A 22,628-nucleotide genomic window follows, 5' to 3' on the forward strand; every position below is an offset into this window, starting at 1 on the left:
ACATAGCATGCATAACCGTAGCGGAACTCAGGCTTACGCCAAGATCGGTCTCGAAAGCGGCGTAATGAGTGCCAGCCCGCACCAGTTGATCGTGATGTTATTCGACGGGGCACTCAGCGCCCTGCTGCGTGCCCGCATCCTGCTGGATCAGGGAAATATCGCAGGCAAAGGCCAAGCCATTTCGAAAGCGATCACTATTATCGATAATGGCCTGAAGAGTGGGCTTAATCATGAGCATGGCGGGGAAATTGCCGACCATCTTGCCGCGTTATATGACTATATGAAACGCCGTCTGATGCAGGCCAATCTGCATAACGATGTTGCAGCGATTGAAGAAGTCACCAAACTGCTGGAAAACATTGCCGACGCCTGGCGCCAGATTGGCCCGAACTATCAACCTACACAGGAGGTCGTATAATGGAACAGCGACTGTTATCGGCCTATCAACAGATTTACCACCTGAGCAGCCAAATGATTGCCCTGGCGCAGTCCAGCCAATGGGAAGATCTGGTTGAACTGGAAATGGTCTACGTTAAAGCCGTGGAAAAAACCGCCGATTTTGCCGATGCCTTCGGATCATCCACAGAATTACAGGAAAGCTTGCACCGCAAGTTGCAGCAAATCTTGGACAACGAGATCGAATTGAAGCGATTATTACAACTGCGCATGGATGAATTGAAAGTATTGATTGGGCAGTCCACACAGCAGAACGTCATCAACAACACCTACGGGCAGTTCCATGATCAGGCTCTGCTATTAGGGGAACCACAGCCAAGATAATTCCTGCGCAATATACTCTCGTTTAAGCGTGAAATAGCACCAAACGCTATTATTAGCCTGCTGTGTGATAACATCAACGTCCAGTATTTGAATAACGCAAATGGCAGGTAATATTCCAGGCATGATTCTTTCTTGTATGGATAATCCCCCTGCCAAATTGGGTATTTTATGTTCGCTTGGCGGTGCCCTGGGGTAATACATAGACATCAGTGGATAATGTCACCCGCAACAACCGCGCCCCCCATTGCCACGATTAAACCGCGAAGAATAGTACAAGTGGCTGAAGCCGAAAGTCAGACAGAGTAGCCACCAGCGTTGGCCCTGCATGTCAACTGGACTTAACCAGCACAATCGTCAATAGGATTAGCGCAATCAGCATGATAAAACTGAATAAACGCCATCTCATCTCACTTTTTGTACTCATCGTTTTCCCTACGTCAGAAATATTTAACCAAAAAAAGTCTCTTCAACTCGCAATGATTTGTATTAGTAAAAACCACTTTCAATCATTTTTCGCTCACTAATTATAACTCTCAAGATATTAAAAAAACAGACGCAGATCACTTAAAAACCGCTCTGTTCCAGTAAAAAAACAACCGCCGGTTCTCTGATTGTCATCATATTTATTCGTATATTTTTAGTTAAAACATCAAGGTTATCCGGATGCTTAACATTAAGTTGAGTTTTCAGTTTGTTTACTGTATGAACCTCCTAATCCCACACTGTACTTCCTCATTCCCACCAACAACAAATTTCCAAAGGAGTAATCTGTGAAAAAAGGTGCCTTTTGGATACTACTTTCTGGATTGCCTCCCTTTTTCCACAGGTGTTCACACTGCCTATTGGGTTCAATACAACAGCACCTACAATCACGGCAAATGCAAAAACCCAGTTATCTCATTGCTAGAAAGCTTGGTGGGTTTCCGCCTCTCCGTTCAATACATAAACACTATAAATATTTTCACCTAATAATTACTTAAATTATGTATGTTTCTCTTGAATAAATCAGAAAAACATATTGTGCTAATGGAATAAAAAAACAGGGCAAATCCTACGAAAAACAGGAAAAAACCTATTTTCATATAATTACATTGACAGTTCGTTCGATTACCTTAAGTATTAGCCCCACTAATCAATTATCATGGAGGGTAGTGAGATGGAGTTTTTGGTGGCGTCACTGATGGCACTGTGTATATTTTCCTTTAGAAAGCACTCTAATATCATTGACGCAAAAAAAATTGGTACTTCGCGCAGAAAACATCGTCGGCGTTCAAGAAATAGGCTTTCTTTAATATATTAATCAATACAACTTGATACCTGAATATAATTTCTAAAATATTGCTCTCTGCGCTTCTTGAAACCGATAATGGTTCAGACCATAAAAAGTATGTTTTATCAGCTATTTTTACGTTGCGAACGTGTTGTTTTTCAACCAATTAGCAACCTAAACGCCAGGGAATGCATTTGATTACTGTTCATCTGTCAATCAATTTCAGACATGTTGCACAGACTCAACGCCACCGAGCGTTTTTCGACTACACCGGCATATTCATAATATCCTGATAAGCCGCTACCAGCTTATTACGCACTTGTACCCCCAGTTGCAGCGAAACCGACGATTTCTGCAAATCAACCATCACATCATTCAGGCTGATGCCCGGCACACCCAATGCAAAACCCTGCGCCTGCTGGCGTGCGCTCTGTTGGGTGTCACTCATTTTGCTAATCGCAGCCTTCAGTTCACTGGCAAAGCGGGAACCCTGCACCGAGTTATCCGGTGCCACGCCGCCAGCCTGTATCGCCGTAGCCTGCAACTGCTGCACAACCCCTTCAACACTCTGAATTGTCATAGAGACCTCAATACGCCGCGCATCTTCCACTGTTGTACAGCCTAGCACTGCTTATTCCGCTTAAAGCGCTTAATTGGCAGCAAAAAACCCGGCTTATCGCGCCATCAATATTGGCCTTAAGGGCAAATAATGGCGTGCCTAAAGAAGGGGGAAAGCCCTTTCGTCAGCCCGTAAAGCTATCTGTCTCAGGGAGCATGCTTTGTCACCACACAACGCTAACCCTCATACTGAGAACCTGTCAGCATGAGTACCTCAAGCAGCACCAGCGCAGCCCAGAGTCATGGTTTTTCAGCCATGTGGCAGCGCCTGCGTGCCAGTTCGAAAATTCCACTGTTGATCGCCGCTTCAGCGGCAATCGCCACCGTGGTCGCGCTGCTGTTATGGGTGAAAAGTGCAGATTATCGGGTGCTGTACAGCAATCTTAGCGATCGCGACGGCGGTGCCATCGTCATGCAACTGTCGCAGATGAATATTCCATATCGCTTTACCGAGAACGGCTCTGCGCTGATGATCCCGGCAGAAAAGGTGCACGAAACCCGGTTACGTTTGGCACAACAGGGGTTGCCGAAAGGCGGTGCCGTCGGGTTCGAACTGCTCGATCAGGAAAAGTTTGGCATCAGCCAGTTCAGCGAGCAGATCAACTATCAGCGTGCGCTGGAGGGCGAACTGTCGCGTACCATAGAATCACTGGGGCCGGTACAAAATGCCCGTGTGCATCTGGCGCTGCCAAAGCCTTCGCTGTTTGTTCGTGAACAAAAACCGCCGTCAGCCTCGGTCACCCTAACCCTGCAATCTGGCCGGGTGCTGGATGATGGCCAAATCAATGCCATCGTGCATATGGTAGCCAGCAGCGTCGCGAGCTTGCCCCCTGCCAACGTGACCGTCGTCGATCAGGCCGGCCGCCTGCTGACCCAGTCCGACGGCAGCGGGCGCGACCTCAATGCGGCGCAACTAAAATATGCCAACGACGTGGAAAACCGCTACCAACGCCGCATCGAAGCCATCATTGCGCCGATCGTCGGCAGTGCCAACGTGCGCGCCCAGGTCACCGCACAGATTGACTTTGCCACCCGCGAGCAAACCGACGAACAGTATCAGCCTAACCAGAACCCGGATAAGTCTGCGATACGTTCAAAACAGCTCAGCCAGAGCGAACAGCTTGGTGGGCAACCGATCGGCGGTGTGCCGGGTGCCCTTTCCAATCAACCCAGCGCCCCCGTTACCGCACCGATCGCAAAGCCCAAACCCGCAAAAGCAGCGAATACGCCAGCTAACGCCAATACCTCCACGGCAAATGCCAACAGCGGCCAGCCGCAGAATACCCGCCGTGATGAAACCACCAACTATGAGCTGGATCGCACCATCCGCCATACCCAGCAAAAAGCCGGGGCGGTAGAGCGCCTGTCGGTCGCCGTAGTGATCAATACGCTGGGTACCGATCAAGAGGGTAAACCCGTGCTCATGAGCAAAGAGCAGTTGGCCCAGGTGGAATCGCTGGTGCGTGAAGCGATGGGCTATTCCAGCAGCCGTGGCGACACGTTGAACGTGGTGAATACGCCGTTCAACGATGTGGAACCCGCTCGCAGCGAATTGCCGTTCTGGCAGTCGCAGGCATTTATTGAGCAGGTATTCAAGGCGGGCCGCTATCTGCTGGTGTTGCTGGTAGCCTGGCTGCTGTGGCGCAAGCTGGTGCGCCCGCAGTTGCAAGGCCGCCCGGTAGCCGCCGCCAATGTGCCCACAGCCGATATCAACAAGCCCAACCAGGAAGAGTTGGCACTGCGTAAAAAATCCCAGCAGCGCGTCAATGCCGAAGTCCAGGGCCAACGGATCCGCGATCTGGCCGACAAAGATCCGCGCGTGATCGCTCTGGTGATCCGCCAATGGATGAGTAACGAGCTATGAGCCTGTCAGGAACTGAAAAAAGCGCCATCCTGTTGATGACGTTAGGTGAAGATCGTGCTGCCGAGGTGTTCAAACATCTTTCCTCGCGTGAAGTGCAGCAACTGAGCGGCACCATGGCCAGCATGCGCCAGGTGTCACACAAACAGTTGGGGGAACTCCTCACCGAGTTTGAAGATGACGCCGACCAGTTTGCGGCACTGAGCGTCAACGCCAACGACTACCTGCGTTCAGTGCTGATTAAGGCTCTGGGGGAAGAGCGCGCCGCCAGCCTGCTGGAAGACATCCTCGAATCGCGTGAAACCACCTCCGGCATGGAAACGCTCAACTTTATGGAGCCGCAGAGTGCCGCCGATCTGATCCGCGATGAACATCCGCAGATTATCGCCACCATTCTGGTGCACCTGAAACGCGCTCAGGCCGCAGACATCCTGGCGCAGTTCGACGAGCGCCAGCGCAACGACGTGATGCTGCGTATCGCCACCTTCGGCGGGGTACAACCGGCGGCGCTGGCGGAGTTGACCGAAGTGCTGAACAACCTGCTGGATGGGCAAAACCTCAAGCGCAGCAAAATGGGTGGAGTCCGCACCGCCGCCGAGATTATCAACCTGATGAAAACCCATCAGGAAGAGGCGGTAATGGGTGCCATGCGCGAATACGACGGCGAACTGGCGCAGAAAATTATCGACGAGATGTTCCTGTTCGAAAATCTGGTAGACGTGGACGATCGCAGCATCCAGCGCCTGTTGCAGGAAGTGGAAGGCGAATCGCTGCTGATCGCCCTGAAAGGTGCCGAACAGCCGCTGCGCGAAAAATTCCTCAAGAACATGTCGCAACGCGCCGCCGAGATCCTACGCGACGATTTGGCCAACCGTGGCCCGGTGCGCATGTCGCAGGTGGAAAACGAACAGAAAGCCATCCTGCTCGTGGTGCGCCGCCTGGCGGAAACCGGCGAAATGATTGTCGGCGGCGGCGAGGACACCTATGTCTGAGCGCCTCAATACCCTGCCCTGGCAGCGCTGGTCGCCCAAGGATCTGGCCGCCCCCACACCGTTAACTGAGGCAGAACCGCCGCCAGAGATTGAACTCGTCCCGCAGGGGAACGCGGCCGATGAGCAGCAACGGCTGGAGAGACTACGCCAGCAAGCACAACAGCAGGGCTATACCGAGGGCCAACAACAAGGTTACGCCGCCGGTTTTCAAACCGGGCTGGAGGAAGGGCGTCAGCAAGGCATTGTCGAAGGCCAGCAGCAGCAACAGCCGCTGACGGAACAGTGGCAACAGCTGGTCAGCGAGTTTCAGCACACGCTGGATGCCCTCGACAGCGTGATTGCCTCGCGCCTGATGCAACTGGCCTTGACCGCTGCCAAACAGGTGATCGGCCAGCCCCCGGTCTGCGACGGCACCGCCCTGCTCGGCCAGATCCAGCAGTTGATCCAACAGGAACCGATGTTCAGCGGCAAACCGCAGCTACGCGTGCACCCGGATGATTACCCACGGGTGGAACAGCAGCTTGGCGTTACGCTCAGTCTGCATGGCTGGCGGCTGCTGGCCGATGGCCAACTGCACCCCGGCGGCTGCAAAGTCAGCGCCGACGAAGGCGATCTGGATGCCAGCCTGGCAACGCGCTGGCATGAGCTCTGCCGCCTGGCAGCGCCGGGAGACGTGTAATGACCGTGCGACTGGGCCGCTGGCTGAACGCGCTGGACGCGCTGGAAAAACGCATTGCCCGTGCGCCTGCGGTACGCCGCTACGGTCGGCTGGTGCGCGCCACCGGCTTGGTACTGGAAGCCACCGGGCTGCAACTGCCGCTCGGAGCAACCTGCCTGATCGAACGCCATGATGCCGGTGCCATACAGGAGGTGGAAAGTGAAGTGGTCGGGTTCAACGGCCAGCGGCTGTTCCTGATGCCGCTGGAAGAAGTGGACGGCATCGTCCCCGGCGCTCGAGTCTATGCGCGCATCGCCCCGGAAGGGCAAAGCGCCAGCAAGCAACTGCCCCTCGGCCCTGCGCTGCTGGGCCGGGTGCTGGACGGCAGCGCCAAACCGCTCGACGGCCTGCCCGCCCCGGAAACTGGCTATCGGGCAGCATTGATCACCGCCCCCTTCAACCCACTGCAACGCACCCCGATTGAGCAGGTGCTCGACGTCGGCGTGCGTACCATCAACGGTTTGCTCACCGTCGGACGCGGCCAGCGGATGGGCCTGTTCGCCGGTTCCGGCGTCGGTAAAAGCGTATTGCTCGGCATGATGGCGCGCTATACCCAGGCCGACGTGATTGTCGTCGGGCTGATCGGTGAACGTGGCCGTGAGGTGAAGGATTTTATCGAAAACATTCTGGGTGCCGAAGGCCGTGCCCGCTCGGTGGTGATCGCCGCCCCGGCGGATGTCTCACCCTTGCTGCGCATGCAGGGGGCCGCCTATGCCACCCGCATCGCCGAAGACTTCCGCGATCGCGGCCAGCACGTGCTGCTGATTATGGACTCGCTCACCCGTTACGCCATGGCGCAGCGCGAGATCGCCTTGGCGATCGGTGAGCCTCCGGCCACCAAAGGCTATCCCCCATCGGTGTTTGCCAAGTTGCCCGCGTTGGTGGAACGCGCCGGTAACGGCATCAGCGGCGGCGGATCGATTACCGCCTTCTATACGGTACTGACCGAGGGGGACGACCAGCAGGATCCGATCGCCGATTCGGCGCGCGCCATTCTCGATGGCCACGTGGTGTTAGCAAGGCGCTTGGCCGAGGCTGGGCACTATCCGGCCATTGATATCGAAGCCTCAATCAGCCGAGCGATGACCGCGTTGATTGATGAAGAACACTACCGCCGAGTACGGCAATTCAAGCAGATGCTGGCCAGCTACCAGCGTAACCGCGACCTGATCAGCGTGGGGGCCTATGCCGCAGGCAGTGACCCACTGTTGGACCGCGCCATCACGCTGTATCCACAGATGGAAGCCTATCTGCAACAAGGCATCTTCGAACGCAGCGGCTACGACGAGGCCTGCCAGCAATTACGGCAACTGATCCTGTAACCAAGAGGCATGAGCGCAATGAAAACACCATCACCTCTGATTATTCTGCGCGATCTGGCGCAGGACGCGGTGGAACAGGCCGCACAGCAACTCGGCCAGGCACGCCAGGCGCAGCAGGCCGCAGAACAACAGCTCAGCCTGCTGCTCAACTATCAGGATGAGTATCGCCACAGGCTGAATAGCACCCTGTGTGATGGTATGGGTTCTGCCAGTTGGCAGAACTACCAGCAATTTATCGGCACGCTTGAACAGGCGATTGTTCAGCACCGTCACCATGTGTTGCAGTGGAACGAAAAAGTCACTCACGCCGCCAAGCACTGGCAGGACAAACAGCAACGGCTGAATGCCTTCGACACCTTACATACCCGCGCCTTGAATGCCGAACAGGTGTTGGAGAATAAACGGGATCAGAAAATGATGGATGAGTTCGCGCAGCGCAGTGCACACAGGAACCTAGCCCAATGAATCTCAATCTTCCGGTTGGCCTGCTGGCGGCTGGCGATAATCTGGCAATAGGTGAAACCGTTCTGCCGCTGAGCGATAGCGAGCTGTCGTCGGCCTTTGCCCAACTGCTGAGTGAACGCTTTTCACCCGAGGGGAAACCTAACGGCAAACTGACGGCGGCACAGTTACAGGCGGCGGTTCCCAACGCACCCGCGTTGAGCCGCAATCAGCTCAACCCACTGTTGGAACAGGTTGGCTTGCTGAGCCACGCAGCCCCCCAAGCGGTGTTGATTGACACCAGCATCCGGCTTGATGAACAACAGCAAAAGCCTGATGAAACTCCATTACCGCCAGCCGCCACGCTACAGGCGCTGTTCGCCGTACCACCGCCGCCACCAAGTGGATCAGCGATTATTGGTGAACAAAACCAACCTGAAACCACAGATTTGCTGAGCACGGTGAATGATAAGCCAACCGAACCTGCGCCAAATCTGGCACAGCAGAAAGCGCCAACAGCCGTTGCCGATAAAACCCCGCTGGCGGTAAAAGCCGAACTGACGCCATTCGCACCCGATAGCCAAGCTGACCAAACGCCTACTCTACCCAAACTCGCCGCCGAGCCTGCCCAGCCCTCAGCGCCGATCGCTTATGCCCCCACACCGGCAGTTGTCAGCCCAGTAGCCGCAAGCACATCGCCAGCACCTCAGTTGCATGCGCCACTCGGCAGCGCGGAATGGCAACGGGCGTTAAGCCAACAGGTGCTGTTGTTCCAACGCAACGGCCAGCAAAGTGCCGAACTGCGCTTGCATCCGCAGGAATTGGGCGCGCTACAGATCAGGCTGACGCTCGACGACAACCAGGCGCAGTTACATATTACCTCGGCACAGGGTCAGGTACGTTCGGCGGTGGAAGCCGCATTACCGCAGTTGCGCCAGGCACTGGCGGAAAACGGCATCAGCCTTGGCCAGAGCAGCGTTGGCGGCGAATCGCTGCCATCACCGCAGCAAAACTCACACAGCGGCGGGCAGCCTGCGTATCGCCAGCAGCACGGCCGCGCGGAACCCCATATGCAAAACCTTGATACCCCAGCAGCCTTACAGGCGATGGCCCGTTCGGTCGACGGCGTTGATATTTTCGCCTAAACGCTCAATCTGGCGCGCTTTTCTCCACTTATTCTGGCTATTGCCCGGCAGGATAAGCGAGATAATTCGCTTATATGTCATACGTGAGTTTTTTGCACACGCCGCGCTAATGGATATTACATCATGTCTGAAAATTCCCTGCCGACAGCACCAAAAAAGCGCTCATTCCAGCTGATCCTGTTTGTGCTGATCGCCCTTGGTGCCTGCGGGGCCGCAGGCTATGGTTGGTGGCTGATGCAACCACAGAAAGACGGCAAGTCTGCCGCAGCGGCACAAAAACTGCCGCCGCCCGCGCCGGTGTTTATGCCGCTCGACACCTTTACCGTCAACTTGGTCACGCCGGATAACAACCCAGACCGCGTGCTGTATATCGGCCTGACGCTGCGCTTACCCGATGAAGCCACGCGCCAGCGGTTAAACGATTTTCTGCCGGAGGTGCGCAGCCGCTTGCTGATGCTGCTCTCGCGGCAGGAAGCTGGCCAACTGGCCAATGAACAGGGGAAACATCAGTTGGTGGTGCAGATCAAAGAAGCCCTCGGTACACCGCTGGTCAAAGGGCAGCCTAAACAGGTGATCAGCGATGTGCTGTTCACTGCCTTCATACTGCGGTAATCCTCCATGGGCGACAGTCTTCTTTCACAAGCAGAGATCGACGCCTTGCTCAACGGTGAAGCCGAGGGGGATCAACCCGCTGCGACCATTGGCAGCGAGAGTGAGATCAAACTTTACGATCCGAATACCCAGCGCCGCGTGGTACGTGAACGGCTACAGGCGTTAGAGATTATCAATGAACGCTTTGCCCGACAGTTCCGTATGGGGCTCTTCAACCTGCTGCGCCGCAGCCCGGATATCACCGTCGGCGCAATCAAGATCCAACCGTACCATGAGTTTGCCCGCAATCTGCCGGTGCCGACCAACCTCAATCTGGTGCATCTGAACCCGCTGCGCGGCACAGCGCTGTTCGTATTTGCTCCGAGCCTGGTGTTTATCGCCGTCGATAACCTGTTCGGTGGCGATGGCCGTTTCCCCACCAAGGTGGAAGGGCGGGAGTTCACCCCAACCGAACAGCGGGTGATCAAACGCATGCTGCGCTTGGCGCTGGAGGCCTATGGCGATGCCTGGAGCGCCATCTACAAGCTCAACGTGGAGTACGTACGCGCCGAAATGCAGGTTAAGTTCACCAACATCACCACCTCGCCGAACGACATCGTGGTCACCACGCCGTTCCAGGTGGAGATCGGCGCGCTGAGTGGCGAGTTCAACATCTGCATCCCATTCGCCATGATCGAACCGCTGCGGGAACTGCTGACCAATCCACCGCTGGAAAATTCACGCCAGCAAGATAGCCATTGGCGAGAAACGCTGGTGAAACAGGTTCAGCACTCAGAACTGGAGTTGATTGCCAACTTTGTCGACATCCCAATGCACCTGTCAAAAGTGCTGAAACTACAGCCAGGCGATGTATTACCCATTGATAAACCGGAACGCCTGATCGCCCACGTCGACGGCGTGCCGGTGTTAACCAGCCAATACGGCACCCTGAACGGGCAGTACGCCCTGCGCGTTGAACATCTGATTAACCCTATTTTAAATGCTCTGAATGAGGAACAGCCTAATGAGTGATCCTAAGCCACCCTCTGGCGAACAGCCGGGATCCGCAGACGACCTGTGGGCTGATGCGTTTAACGAGCAACAGGCCGCCGCGACCACCGAAGGCGTATTCAAATCGTTAGAAGCCCAGGAGGCGCTTGGCAGCCTGCAAGATATCGATCTGATTCTGGATATTCCGGTCAAACTGACCGTGGAATTGGGCCGTACCAAAATGACCATCAAAGAACTGCTGCGCCTGTCGCAGGGTTCCGTGGTGGCGCTGGACGGTTTGGCCGGAGAACCGCTGGATATCCTGATCAACGGCTATCTGATCGCTCAAGGTGAAGTGGTGGTGGTGGCCGATAAGTTCGGTGTGCGTATCACCGACATCATCACCCCTTCCGAGCGCATGCGCCGCCTGAGCCGCTGATGAACGCCCATACCGCCGTGCCCACCCAGAGCACTCAGCAGCAGCCGGTTACCGCGCTGCCCACCGGTTCAACGCTAATGCAGGTCAGCAGCGCGCTCGGCGCGATCCTGCTGCTGATTGTCTTCGCCGGTTGGCTATTCCGTCGCTTAGGGTTTGCGCCCCAGGTTCACGGCAATAAAGTCCTCAACCTGAAGGCCAGTTGCCAGGTGGGGCAACGTGAACGGGTAGTAGTCGTTGAGATCGATAACACCTGGCTGGTGCTGGGGGTCACCGCTCAACAGATCACCCCGCTGCATACCTTGCCAGCTCCGCCCAAAGACAGCACGGCAGAAGAACATGCACCGCCAGCAGATTTCCGCCAGATCATGCACAGCGTGCTGAAGCGCCGGGGGAAAGCGCGATGAATCTACGCCCGCTGCTTGCCGCTGCCTTATGGTTACTCAGCCCAGCGGCGTTGGCCCAACTACCCGGCCTGATCAGCCAGCCTTTAGCCAACGGCGGCCAAAGCTGGTCCTTGCCGGTGCAAACGCTGGTGTTGCTGACCTCACTCAGCTTCCTGCCCGCCATGCTGCTGATGATGACCAGCTTCACCCGCATCATTATCGTGCTGGGCCTGCTGCGCAACGCGCTGGGCACCCCTTCGGCACCGCCGAATCAGGTGATGTTAGGGCTGGCGCTGTTTCTGACCTTCTTCATCATGTCGCCGGTATTCGATCAGGTGTATCAGAACGCTTATCTGCCATTCAGCCAGGATAAAATCAGCATGGAGGTGGCGTTCGAGCAAGGTTCGCAGCCGCTGCGTGAATTTATGCTGCGCCAGACACGGGAAACCGATCTGGCCTTGTACGCCAAACTCGCCAACCTGCCGCCGCTGGCCGGGCCGGAAGCAGTGCCGATGCGTATTCTGTTACCTGCTTATGTCACCAGCGAGTTGAAAACCGCCTTTCAGATCGGCTTTACCGTCTTTATTCCGTTTCTGATTATCGATCTGGTGGTCGCCAGCGTGCTGATGGCGCTGGGGATGATGATGGTACCACCCGCGACGATCTCATTACCCTTCAAGCTGATGCTGTTTGTGCTGGTCGACGGCTGGCAGTTGCTGCTTGGGTCGCTGGCGCAGAGTTTTTATAGCTAGGCCGGTGCCCCGGCCCTCACCCTCAGGGAGAGGGGGCGTTCTGTTCAGCATCGTGGTGAGGATTTTAGCCAGGCTAACCCCAGGGCGGCTGACCAGTCCCCTCTCCCTCGGGGAGAGGGTTAGGGTGAGGGGTTAGCAAAGGGCTGCATGATTATGCAGTCTTGCGCTCAACTGACCGGCACTTCGCCAAAAGGAGGATTTTCATAGTGGAGAATAACGATGACACCTGAATCAGTAATGACACTCGGTGCCGAAGCGATGAAAGTAGCGCTGGCGCTGGCCGCCCCGCTGTTGCTGGCGGCGTTGATCAGCGGCCTGGTGGTCAGCCTGCTGCAAGCGGCCACGCAGATTAACGAAATGACGTTGTCGTTTATTCCCAAGATCCTGTCGGTGGTCGCCACTCTCATCATCGCCGGGCCGTGGATGCTAAATCTGTTGCTGGATTACATGCGCCTGCTGTTCAGCAGTCTGCCGCAGCTGATTGGCTAACCATGCTCACGTTCGACAGTGCACAGCTCAGCGTCTGGCTCAGCCAGTTTTTCTGGCCGCTGCTGCGCGTGCTGGCGCTGATCGCCACCGCGCCGTTATTCAGTGAAAAACAGATTAGCAAACGGGTCAAAATCGGCCTCGCCGGGCTGATCGTGTTGCTGATCGCCCCAGCGTTGCCCAGCAGCAACATCCCGATTTTTTCCATCCCTGGCCTATGGCTGGCGGTACAGCAAGTGCTGATTGGCGTAGCGCTCGGGTTGACCATGCAGTTCGCCTTTGCCGCCGTGCGCCTGGCCGGAGAGGTGATCGGTATGCAGATGGGGCTGTCGTTCGCTACTTTCTTCGATCCTGCCGGTGGCCCCAATACGCCGATCCTGGCGCGTTTGCTGAATCTGCTGGCGATGCTGCTGTTCCTGAGCTTTGACGGGCATCTGTGGCTGATCTCGCTCTTGGCGGACAGTTTTTACACGCTGCCGATCCAGGCTCAGCCGCTCAACGGCAACGGTTTTCTGGCGCTCGCGCAGTTGGGTTCACCGATTTTTATCAACGGTATGATGCTGGCACTGCCGCTGATCTGCCTGCTGCTGACGCTCAATCTGGCGCTCGGCTTGCTCAACCGCGTCACCCCGCAGCTTTCGGTGTTCGTTATCGGTTTTCCGGTCACCATGACCATTGGCATTCTCACCATTGGCATGATGATGCCGATGCTGGCCCCGTTCTGTGAGCATCTGTTTGGCGAATTTTTCGATCGGTTAGCGCTGCTGATAGGCGGGATGAAACAGTAAAAAGGGGTACGGCACCGGGTTGTGTAGGAAGAAGTGCCGTACCAAATCGAAAAGCGCAATTAACGATTAATCTGGAACAACGACATCCCCTGCATATCGCTGAAGGTCTTATACGACGCCTGCAACGCCGCCTGCTGCATATAGTAAGACGAGATCGCCTCTACCACATCGGCATCAACCAGCGCACTCAGTTGGTTCTGATGATAGGTATTGTTTTCAATACCGATACTGTCCAGCACATCCAGCTCCTGTAATTGAGTACCCAATTCCGCACTGGTGCTCAGCACGTTGTTATAGGTGTTATCCAGGCCGCGAGCGGCCTTATCCAGTGCAGCCTTCACCTGGTCACGGGTGGCATCATCAGCTCCCTGCAATGGGGTTTTCAGGGCATCGAGCGCCCTATCGATGCTTTTGAACACGTTAGTTTCTGCAGGGCTGCCATCCGGTTCGGGCTTGATATTGCGGGTTAACGCCATAAAGATCCCGCTACCGCTATGGCCGATGGTCATGGTGCGGTTGGCATCCACTTTTTGTTCGATCGCCGAATGGCTGCCCTGATAAACCACCGTGCCACCTTGTTCGGCAAACGGCGGCTGATCGTTGGCATAACCGGCGAAAATATAGCGGCCATTACCATCGGTGCTGTTTGCCTGGCTTAGCAGTTGATCTTTCAGCCCCTGTAAGCGGGTGGCGAGCGAATCACGATCGTTGTCGCTGAGCGTACCGTCCCCGGCGTTGACGATCAGCGCTTTCATATCTTTGATGCCATCCGCCGCGCTGCGCAGCACGGTTTCTTCCAGCGAAATATTCTGGCGAGCGAAGGTCCGCGCCAGCGCATACTGGCTATTCTCAGATATCGCCTGGGAGATCATCACCGCCTGTGAGGCTGCCAGCGGATCGTCCGAAGGTGAAATGACGCGCTTGCCGCTGGTGAGCTGTTGCCCGGCCTGCATCCACAGCGACTGATTGTTGGTGACCCCCGACAGATTCTGCTGGTAGATCATGCTGGTGCTCATACGCATGGTGTGGGTTCCTCAAACTCAACGAATATTCAGCAAGGCGTCAAACAGGGTCGTTGCTGTCTGAATCACCTGCGCATTGGCCATGTAATATTGCTGGAAACGCAACAGTTCACCGTATTCTTCATCCAGATTAACCCCGGAGATCGCTTGCTGCTGAACCTCCAGTTGTTTGACGATATGGGTTTGCGAAGTGCTGTTAACCTTGGCCGTGGCGGTCTGGTTACCGACGTTGCTCACCAGCCCGGCATAGGCCCCGCTCAGCGTTGCTTTGCCCTCCACCACCTTTTGCGTTTGCAGATCGAGCAGCCTCTTGGCGTTATCGTTGTCGCCCTTGCCACCGTTTTCTGCTCCCGCTGCCGCCAGCTTTGCCGAATCACCGATCGCCACTTTCAGGCTGCCCGCTACATCGCTGACCGGTTTGAGGGTGAAACTGTCGTTCTTTTGCGCGCTGCCGCTAATGCCAATCTGCAAACCGTCAAAGCTTAACGTCGGTTTGCCATCAGTATCGATTCCTGCTGTGGCCGCGACCTTGGCGCTGTCGGCAAGGCGCGTCACCTGCCATTCGCTGCCATCAAACTCTATCCGGTAATCGCTGGCTTTAACTTTGCTGGTATCGGTAAACGCCACCGATAAAGAAGCATCCCCGCTGTTGTGCGTATTGTTGATAACGCGACCACCCGCGAAGCTGAAAAAATCCTCACCCGGATCGCCATTGATATCAAAACCCTGTCGGTGCTGCTGGTTAAAACTGTCCGCCAGCGCCAGCGCTAACTGCCCCAACTGGTTGTGGGCGCTATCCAGCGATTCGCTGCGGAATTTCAACACCCCGCTGACGCTGCCGCTCGCGATCTGGCTTTCAGGAATTTCACTGATGCCGTTGCCGCGGTTGTAGCCCAGCGTCAAACGCGCCGAATCTTGGCTCGAGGGCACGGCGGCAACCTGATACGCAGCGTTACCCTGCACCAGCGTCAGGCCATTGGCAAAGGTGACGGTATAGGCATCGCCGTCCTGCTGCGTCACCTGCACACCGACAATCTTATTCAGCTCGGTGACCATCTGATCCCGCTGATCCAGCAGCGCATTCGGTTCACTGCCACCGCTGCTGGCACGCAACTGGGTGATTTCATCATTCAGCCTGGCGATCTGCTGGCTGTAGGTGTTGATCTCCGTGGCGCTGTCGCTCAGTTGCTGATTAACCCCCGCCGCCATATCGCGCAGGTATTTGTCCGCATTATTAAACTGGTTCACCAATCCGTTGGCCTTACCTAGCACGCTCTGGCGCGCAGCATCGTCTCCGGCATTGCTGACCAGGTTTTGCAGGTTTTTGAAAAAATCCTCCATGCCGCTCGCCAAGGTATTGGTTTTGTTCGCCAGCAGATTGTCGATCTGAGAGATTTTTTCAAAATAGCTGTTCTGGGCCGCAGCCTGACTTTGCGCACCGCGCAACTGCATCATGATGAACTGGTTATATTCACGGTTAACCCCGGTCACGCTCGCCCCGTTACCGATAAAGCCGTTCATGGTGCCAAGGCCAGCGTTTTGCGTCAGGATCGCCGTCTGGCGGTGGTAGCCCGCCACATTGTAGTTGGAGATATTGTTACTGACGGTGCTGAGCGCCACCTGCGCCGCATTCAGGCCACTCATTGCGCTATTGATTAAGCTGTTGGACATGGGGGTTCCTTATGCTGCGGCTGCTGGATTCAATGATTCTGCTGAGCATTGCCGCTTAGTCTTGTATAAGTTATCGGCGTTAAAGGCGAAAACTTGAGGGAATTTTGACCTCAAGGTTGTCCCTTGAACACAGCGCTTTCGTCTATGTAAGCCAGGTGTAATGCGAATTGCCGTAAACAGAGCACAATGCTATGAAACGACAGTGAACGGCAATTGCAGGGCCCAAGGCGGGGCCCTGCACCCGCGCCAACGCTTAACATGACCTGCCCGCTGCGCGGGTGCCTTCGCGGCGTCACCGTTGCCAGGGGCAACGGTGTCTTGCTCAGCAGGCCATGATGCGCTCAACGTCAACACCCGAATTTGTGATCACCGGGCAACCTTTACAATGGTATTGATAACAACATCTCAAACCCTCTTTTTGGTGAAGTGAGCACCGGTGTTGACGCCATTGAAGGCGCCGAACGGAGACACGGCGCATAGGCGAAACCGCCATGGACGGCGGTTTCAGGCGAGACAGGCAGGGACGCCTGTTGTAGCCGGCCGTTATGCGCCGTGGTGGAGTGAGGGTAGTCGCGCAGCGACCGCCTGATATGGCAAGGGCCGGGGTGCAGGGGGCTGGCTCTTGAGCCCCCTGCTCGGGCGCGTTCATCACATTGCTGAGTGAACACACAATGTTTAGCGACCGAAATCAACACCCGTCTTCCCTCTCCCAACTGATAAGCATCCCCCTCAAAACAACTCCTCCGCCCCCTGACCGTACGCCTTCGCCACCTGCTCACCCGCGCTTTTCATCTGCTGAATCACGCTGACCAGTTTCTTGGCGTAGTGCGGATCGGTAGCATAACCGGCCTGTTGCAGCGCGTGCGCCGCCTGCTCCGGGCTGCGCGCGGCGGCCACATTGGCATAGCGCGGGTTGTTGGTCAGCAGTTTGACGTAATCACCGATCGCTTCCACATAGGAGCTGTAGACGCGGAAACGGGCTTTGATCTTCTTCGCCGCACCTTGCTCAAATTCGGTGGTGGTGATTTCCGTCACCGGCCCATCCCAACTGCTGCCCGCCTTGATGCCAAACAGGTTGTAACTTGGCGTTCCCTCGGCGGTGGGGATTTCGCGCTTACCCCAGCCTGACTCCAGCGCCGCCTGCGCCACAATCAACTGATGCGGAATACCGCTTTGCAAACTGGCAATCCTTGCGGGCCCCGACAACTGCGCGACAAAGTTGCCATTGCTAAGCGGTACGGCGGCTACCGCTGGCGCTTTCGGCAGCGCACGGCGCACTATCTGCTCCAGCGCCCGCAGCGGCAGCCTTTGCAACACCTGATTATCCAGCAGCATCGGCACGGTGCCCGCCGTTTCGCTTGGTTCACTATTTGCCGCAGAAAGCTGTCTGGCCATCATCTCTGCCAGCCCGAACCCTTTCTGCGCCATCTGCTGGGCGATCTGCTGATCGTACATCGAGGTATACAACCGGGTTTGATCGCTACTCAATACACCGTCCTGCGGCAAAGCGGCGCGCATGCTTTTCAGCATCATCTGTACGAACATGCCTTCGACCTGCTGAGCGACCTGCTTCAGGTTGCCCTGCGGATCGGCGGCGGCATCGCGCTTCAGGGTGTTCAGCGCCTGAGTATCATAGGCCGCTCCCGACACCACCATCAGATCGCTGCTCATCAGATAATCTCCAGCTTGGCACGCAGGCAGCCCGCACTTTGCATCGCTTGCAGAATCGACATCAGATCGATCGGCGTAGCCCCCAGCGCATTCAAGGCGCGAATTACGTTGTTCAGGTTGGCGCTGGCGTTCACTTTCTGCAACGAGCCGCCCTGCTGTTGCAGCGAAATCTGGGTATTGGGCGTCACCACCGTTTGGCCACCACCCAGCGGGGTATCCGGTTGGCTGACGATCTCCTGACGATCGACCACCACCGATAAGTTGCCCTGGGCTACCGCGCAGGAGTCGAGCATCACATCACGGTTCATCACCACCGAACCGGTACGGGAATTGATGATCACCTTGGCATCCATGGTCCCAATGGTGATGTTGATATTCTGAATATCCGCCAGAAAACGCACCTGCGAACTGTTGCCACGCGGCACCAGCACCTGCACGGTGCGCGAATCCAGCGGCGATGCGGTGCCGCCGCCGCGCTGGCGGTTGATGGCATCGCTGATCTGCTGCGCCAGCGTGAAGTCATCATCATTCAGTTGCAGAATGATCATCCCGTCCTGACCAAAGGTGGTGGGAAGTTCACGTTCGATGATCGCGCCATTGCTGATGCGCCCGCCCGCCAGTTGGTTGACCTGCACGCTGCTGCCGCCAGCCGCCGCCCCGGCTCCCCCCACCAGCACGTTACCCTGCGCCAATGCGTAAACCTGGTTGTCCACGCCTTTCAGCGGCGTCATCAGTAAGGTGCCACCGCGCAGGCTTTTGGCGTTGCCCATTGAGGACACCACCACGTCGATATTCTGGCCCGCGCGCGCGAACGGCGGCAGCTTGGCGGTCACCATCACCGCTGCCACGTTTTTCAACTGCATATTGGTGCCTGGCGGTACGGTGATCCCCAACTGCGACAGCATATTGCTCATGCTTTGGGTGGTGAACGGCGTCTGCATGGTCTGATCGCCGGAGCCGTCCAACCCCACCACCAGCCCGTAACCGATCAGGGCGTTGTCACGCACGCCTTGCACCTTAACCAAATCACGAATGCGTTCGGCGTGAGCGGGCAACGCTAGTGTGCTTATCAGCAGCATCAATACTATTTTCTTTAACATTGTCACCTCGCTGGCCGGTCTTGAAACGCGCTAGTTTAAAACGGTGAAATATTCAGGAAGAAACGCTGCAACCAGCCCATGGTCTGCGCTTCATTGATGTAACCATTGCCGACGTATTCAATGCGCGCATCTGCCACCTGTGTTGAGGTGACCGCATTGTTGCCGCTGATGGTGCGCGGATTGACCACGCCGGAAAAACGAATAAATTCGGTGCCCTGATTGATGGCGATCTGCTTTTCCCCCACCACATGCAGGTTGCCGTTAGCCAAAACCCGATCGACAGTTACGGTAATGGTGCCGTTAAAGGTGTTGTTGGCGTTGGCCCCGCCTTTGCCACCGAAGGTGCTGTCGCCGGAGATATCCATATCAGCCCGCGCATTGCCCAGCAGGCCCTCGAGATAACGCGGCGAAGTCGCCACGCCGAATGTGCTCGCCCCGTTGCGGCTGGCATTGGCCGACGAACTTTTGCTGGCGCTGACGTTTTCCTGCAACACAATGGTCAGGGTATCGCCAATATTGCGTGGCCGACGATCTTCAAACAGCGGTTGATAGCCGTAGTTCATCGGCTGCGCCGCCTGGAAAATCGAACCGTTTGGCACCGGTGCGCCTGCCGGTGCCGGCTGCGCCGTGGTCGCCCCTTCTACCAGCGGCGTGCGCGGCATATAGGCGCAGCCGCTGAGCATCAGCAGCACCAGGCACAGCCAACAAACCGTTAAATTGGTGCTTACCACGGCGATCTCCCACTCGTTACAACTGCGTCAGCTTTTGCAGCATCTGATCGGAGGTCGATACCGCTTTGCTGTTGATTTCATAGGCGCGCTGAGTCTGGATCATGCTGACCAGCTCTTCCGCCACGTTGACGTTAGAGGTTTCCACATACCCCTGATACAGCAGACCGGCACCGTTCAGGCCGGGGGTACTTTCATTCGGCGCGCCGGAGCCTTCGGTTTCCTGATACAGGTTTTCGCCCACGCTCTCCAGGCCACTGTCGTTGATAAAGGTGGTCAGGGTCAGTTGCCCCACCTGCTGAGCAGTGGTTTGCCCCTGCTGGGTAACGCTGACGATCCCGTCACGGCCCACGGTGATGCTCAAAGCGTTGGCGGGAATGGTGATCGCCGGTTGCACCTGAAAACCGCTGGCCGTCACCAGTTGGCCGTTCTGATCGATCTGGAACGAGCCGTCACGGGTATAGGCCTGGCTGCCATCCGGTAGCATGACCTGAAAGAACCCCTGCCCCTTGATCGCCACGTCTTTGCTGTTATTGGTCTGCGACAAGTTCCCCTGGCTGTGGATGCGTTCGGTCGCCACCGGGCGCACGCCGGTGCCAATCTGCAAGCCGGAGGGCAACGTGGTCTGTTCCGAAGACTGCGCCCCCGGTTGGCGCATGGTCTGGTAAAGCAGGTCTTCAAACACCGCACGCTGGCGCTTGAAACCGTTGGTGCTGACGTTGGCCAGGTTGTTGGCGATCACGTCCATATTGGTCTGCTGCGCATCCAGACCGGTTTTGGCAATCCATAACGATGGGATCATGGCTTCTTCCTCTGCACTTAACTCATTGACAGCAAGGCGTTAGCGCGCTGTGCGTTTTCGTCCACGCTGTGGATTACCTTCATCTGCATTTCGAACCGACGGGCGTTGGCGATCATCTCCACCATGGTTTCCATCGGTTTAACATTGCTGCCTTCCAGCACCCCCGGCATCACCCGCACCTGCGGATCGTTTTGCAACCTGCTGCCACGCTGCTGCTGGCTGGTGGCGGTCAAATGGAACAGGCCATCATCACCGCGCATCACGTCACGCATCTCGGCCTTGACCAGCTTCAGGCGGCCAATTTGCGCCACGGTATTCGGCGGATCGCCAGCATTCAGCGCCGAAATAGTGCCATCAGCGGCGATGGTCAGCTGCGCCTGAGGGGGGACTTCAATTGGCCCGCCATCCCCCATCAGCGGCTGCCCCTGCACCGTCAGTTGCCCGCTGGATGAGATCTGAATGCTGCCGTTGCGGCTATAGGCTTCGCTGCCGTCCGGCAGGCTGACAGCCAGAAAACCGTCCTGTTGCAGCGCCACGTCCAGCGGCCTGCCGGTGTAATTCAGCGGCCCTTGGCTGACATCGGCACCCGGCGTGGAGGCCGTCACCAAAGTACGCGTTTGCAAGCTCGGCCCGTCAACCGGCACCGCACGCAACGCCACCAGTTGCGCACGGAAACCGGGCGTGGAGGCATTGGCTAGGTTATTTGCCGTAACCGACTGCTGCTCCAGCGTCTGGCGCGCTGCGCCCATGGCGGTATAAATCGCGTGATCCATATTTCAGTCCTCTTAACGCAGGCTGACTAACGTCTGTAAGATCGAGTCCTGGGTTTTGATGGTCTGCGCGTTTGACTGGTAGTTACGCTGCGCGACGATCATGCTCACCAACTCCTGGCTGAGATCGACGTTGGAAGATTCCAGCGCGCCGCTGGTCAGCGTGCCGAACCCACCACCACCGGCCAGGCCCACGCGCGGCTGGCCCGACGTGCCGGTGGCCTTCCACAGGTTGTCCCCCTGCGCTGCCAGCCCTTCCGGGTTCGAGAAGTTGGTCAGAACGATCTGGCCCAGCAGTTGGGTCTGCTGGTTGGAATACACCCCTACCACGCTGCCGTCTTTATTGATCTCAAAGCCTTTGTACTCACCGTTGGCGTAACCATTCTGAGCAATCTTGCTGACAGAATCGCTGCCCACGTTCTGTTGCAGGCTGTTGGCAAAGTTCAGGTTGAAGGTTTGTGCCGGTGCGCCGTCTTTGGCCGACATTGGCACCACCAGGTTGAACGGCGTGGTGCTGGGGTTGCCGGCCGCATCCCGCGTATCGGTCAGAACCCCGCTGGTGTTGAAATTCAGACTACCTGCTTTCCCGACGGGAGAACCGCTCACGCTGCCGTCCTGGGTGTAAACATCCCACTGGTTATCCGCCGTTTTAACAAAATAAGCGTTGAGGTTGTGGGCATTGCCCAGCGAATCGTAGGTGGTAATGGTGTTGACGTAATTGAACGAGTCGGTTTGGTTCGGCGCAAACGGCGTTACTTGTGGTACCGGATGGGTGGATCTCAGGTTAACCACCATGTTGCCGGAGGTGGTGGCGCGCGCGATCATCATCCCTTCCGGGATATTCAGCGGCACCGGCTCGGCCCCCTGTTGGATCGCAGGTGGCGTTCCACTGGCCGGATAACCCGTCAGGCTCAAGCCCTGCATATTGGTAATATTGCGGTTTTCGTCCATTCTGAACTGGCCGTTGCGGGTGAAAAAAATCCCACCGTCGGCATCCTGCATGCGGAAAAAACCATTCTGGCTGATGGCAATGTCCAGCGAACGATTGGTATTGGTGGTGGTTCCATCTTTGAAGTTCTGAGTGATCCCCGCCACTTTCACCCCCAGCCCAACCTGTGAACCTGCAAACATATCCGCAAAGGAAACGCTGCCGGATTTGAAACCGAAGGTCGCGGAGTTGGCAATGTTATTACCGATCACATCCAGGTTGGTGGCTGCCGCGTTCAGACCGCTGACTGCTTGAGAAAAAGCCATATTATTCTCCGAAGATAGAGTTTTTAGGATGGGC

Annotated in this window: 24 protein-coding genes; 15 read left to right on the forward strand and 9 right to left on the reverse strand. The window is 56.6% G+C overall.

The features are described 5' to 3' along the window. Positions 1–7: 7 nt before the first annotated feature. Positions 8–418, forward strand: a complete 411-nt coding sequence (gene fliS, locus AC2A1E_RS05225; RefSeq protein ID WP_484382869.1) for a flagellar export chaperone FliS — start codon at positions 8–10, stop codon at positions 416–418. Beyond that, complete coding sequence (fliT, locus tag AC2A1E_RS05230; protein WP_484382870.1) at positions 418–780, forward strand: flagella biosynthesis regulatory protein FliT; 363 nt, start codon at positions 418–420, stop codon at positions 778–780. The genes fliS and fliT overlap by 1 nt, the downstream gene beginning before the upstream one ends. A 1,535-nt stretch (positions 781–2,315) precedes the next feature. Here the strand turns inward: fliT and fliE are convergent. Continuing rightward, positions 2,316–2,630: a flagellar hook-basal body complex protein FliE gene (gene fliE, locus AC2A1E_RS05235; protein WP_484382871.1), complete on the reverse strand. Its 315-nt coding sequence runs from the start codon at positions 2,628–2,630 to the stop codon at positions 2,316–2,318. Between the two features lie 243 nt (positions 2,631–2,873). On the opposite strand from fliE, the gene fliF reads away from it, so the two are divergent. From fliF to fliR, 13 genes are all read left to right on the forward strand, one after another. Further along, on the forward strand, positions 2,874–4,532 hold the full coding sequence (gene fliF / locus AC2A1E_RS05240; protein ID WP_484382872.1) for a flagellar basal-body MS-ring/collar protein FliF: 1,659 nt from the start codon (positions 2,874–2,876) through the stop codon (positions 4,530–4,532). Further along, entirely contained in the window at positions 4,529–5,521 is a 993-nt protein-coding gene (gene fliG, locus AC2A1E_RS05245; protein ID WP_459402298.1) for a flagellar motor switch protein FliG, read from the forward strand. Before fliF ends, fliG begins: the two co-directional genes overlap by 4 nt. After that, a complete protein-coding gene (fliH, locus tag AC2A1E_RS05250; protein ID WP_484382873.1) occupies positions 5,514–6,200 on the forward strand; it encodes a flagellar assembly protein FliH in 687 nt (228 codons plus the stop codon). Before fliG ends, fliH begins: the two co-directional genes overlap by 8 nt. After that, positions 6,200–7,561, forward strand: a complete 1,362-nt coding sequence (fliI, locus tag AC2A1E_RS05255; protein WP_484382874.1) for a flagellar protein export ATPase FliI — start codon at positions 6,200–6,202, stop codon at positions 7,559–7,561. The genes fliH and fliI overlap by 1 nt, the downstream gene beginning before the upstream one ends. Positions 7,562–7,579: 18 nt before the next feature. Continuing rightward, positions 7,580–8,026 (forward strand): flagellar export protein FliJ, encoded by a 447-nt coding sequence (gene fliJ, locus AC2A1E_RS05260; RefSeq protein WP_484382875.1) that lies wholly within the window; start codon positions 7,580–7,582, stop codon positions 8,024–8,026. Further along, the gene (locus AC2A1E_RS05265; protein WP_484382876.1) at positions 8,023–9,147 is read left to right on the forward strand and encodes a flagellar hook-length control protein FliK; all 1,125 of its coding nucleotides are present in this window, start codon (positions 8,023–8,025) and stop codon (positions 9,145–9,147) included. The genes fliJ and AC2A1E_RS05265 overlap by 4 nt, the downstream gene beginning before the upstream one ends. 123 nt (positions 9,148–9,270) lie before the next feature. Beyond that, positions 9,271–9,759 carry a flagellar basal body-associated protein FliL gene (gene fliL, locus AC2A1E_RS05270; RefSeq protein ID WP_484382877.1) on the forward strand — a complete coding sequence of 163 codons (489 nt, stop codon included), beginning with the start codon at positions 9,271–9,273 and terminating at the stop codon, positions 9,757–9,759. Between the two features lie 6 nt (positions 9,760–9,765). Then, positions 9,766–10,770, forward strand: coding sequence for a flagellar motor switch protein FliM (gene fliM / locus AC2A1E_RS05275; RefSeq protein WP_484382878.1), 1,005 nt, complete (start codon positions 9,766–9,768; stop codon positions 10,768–10,770). Further along, positions 10,763–11,167: a flagellar motor switch protein FliN gene (gene fliN, locus AC2A1E_RS05280; RefSeq protein WP_484382879.1), complete on the forward strand. Its 405-nt coding sequence runs from the start codon at positions 10,763–10,765 to the stop codon at positions 11,165–11,167. Before fliM ends, fliN begins: the two co-directional genes overlap by 8 nt. Next, positions 11,167–11,571 carry a flagellar biosynthetic protein FliO gene (gene fliO, locus AC2A1E_RS05285; protein WP_484382880.1) on the forward strand — a complete coding sequence of 135 codons (405 nt, stop codon included), beginning with the start codon at positions 11,167–11,169 and terminating at the stop codon, positions 11,569–11,571. The genes fliN and fliO overlap by 1 nt, the downstream gene beginning before the upstream one ends. Then, positions 11,568–12,302, forward strand: a complete 735-nt coding sequence (gene fliP, locus AC2A1E_RS05290; RefSeq protein ID WP_484382881.1) for a flagellar type III secretion system pore protein FliP — start codon at positions 11,568–11,570, stop codon at positions 12,300–12,302. Before fliO ends, fliP begins: the two co-directional genes overlap by 4 nt. Before the next feature lie 219 nt (positions 12,303–12,521). Then, positions 12,522–12,791 carry a flagellar biosynthesis protein FliQ gene (gene fliQ, locus AC2A1E_RS05295; RefSeq protein ID WP_459402289.1) on the forward strand — a complete coding sequence of 90 codons (270 nt, stop codon included), beginning with the start codon at positions 12,522–12,524 and terminating at the stop codon, positions 12,789–12,791. Between the two features lie 2 nt (positions 12,792–12,793). Then, positions 12,794–13,576 carry a flagellar biosynthetic protein FliR gene (fliR, locus tag AC2A1E_RS05300; protein WP_484382882.1) on the forward strand — a complete coding sequence of 261 codons (783 nt, stop codon included), beginning with the start codon at positions 12,794–12,796 and terminating at the stop codon, positions 13,574–13,576. 59 nt (positions 13,577–13,635) lie between these two features. Here the strand turns inward: fliR and flgL are convergent, their stop codons facing one another. From flgL to flgE, 8 genes are all read right to left on the reverse strand, one after another. Then, positions 13,636–14,598, reverse strand: coding sequence for a flagellar hook-associated protein FlgL (flgL, locus tag AC2A1E_RS05305; RefSeq protein WP_484382883.1), 963 nt, complete (start codon positions 14,596–14,598; stop codon positions 13,636–13,638). A gap of 18 nt (positions 14,599–14,616) precedes the next feature. After that, entirely contained in the window at positions 14,617–16,269 is a 1,653-nt protein-coding gene (gene flgK / locus AC2A1E_RS05310; RefSeq protein WP_484382884.1) for a flagellar hook-associated protein FlgK, read from the reverse strand. 729 nt (positions 16,270–16,998) lie between these two features. Beyond that, on the reverse strand, positions 16,999–17,940 hold the full coding sequence (flgJ, locus tag AC2A1E_RS05315) for a flagellar assembly peptidoglycan hydrolase FlgJ (RefSeq protein WP_484382885.1): 942 nt from the start codon (positions 17,938–17,940) through the stop codon (positions 16,999–17,001). Beyond that, positions 17,940–19,040 (reverse strand): flagellar basal body P-ring protein FlgI, encoded by a 1,101-nt coding sequence (locus AC2A1E_RS05320; RefSeq protein ID WP_484382886.1) that lies wholly within the window; start codon positions 19,038–19,040, stop codon positions 17,940–17,942. The genes flgJ and AC2A1E_RS05320 overlap by 1 nt, the downstream gene beginning before the upstream one ends. 35 nt (positions 19,041–19,075) lie before the next feature. Next, positions 19,076–19,771, reverse strand: a complete 696-nt coding sequence (flgH, locus tag AC2A1E_RS05325) for a flagellar basal body L-ring protein FlgH (protein WP_484382887.1) — start codon at positions 19,769–19,771, stop codon at positions 19,076–19,078. A gap of 16 nt (positions 19,772–19,787) precedes the next feature. Next, on the reverse strand, positions 19,788–20,570 hold the full coding sequence (flgG, locus tag AC2A1E_RS05330; protein WP_459402283.1) for a flagellar basal-body rod protein FlgG: 783 nt from the start codon (positions 20,568–20,570) through the stop codon (positions 19,788–19,790). A gap of 17 nt (positions 20,571–20,587) precedes the next feature. Further along, the gene (locus tag AC2A1E_RS05335; RefSeq protein WP_484382888.1) at positions 20,588–21,343 is read right to left on the reverse strand and encodes a flagellar basal body rod protein FlgF; all 756 of its coding nucleotides are present in this window, start codon (positions 21,341–21,343) and stop codon (positions 20,588–20,590) included. A gap of 12 nt (positions 21,344–21,355) precedes the next feature. Then, positions 21,356–22,594: a flagellar hook protein FlgE gene (flgE, locus tag AC2A1E_RS05340; protein WP_484382889.1), complete on the reverse strand. Its 1,239-nt coding sequence runs from the start codon at positions 22,592–22,594 to the stop codon at positions 21,356–21,358. Positions 22,595–22,628: the final 34 nt, after the last annotated feature.

The sequence above is a fragment of the Serratia sp. HNCC26DJ206 genome, from assembly GCF_057180605.1.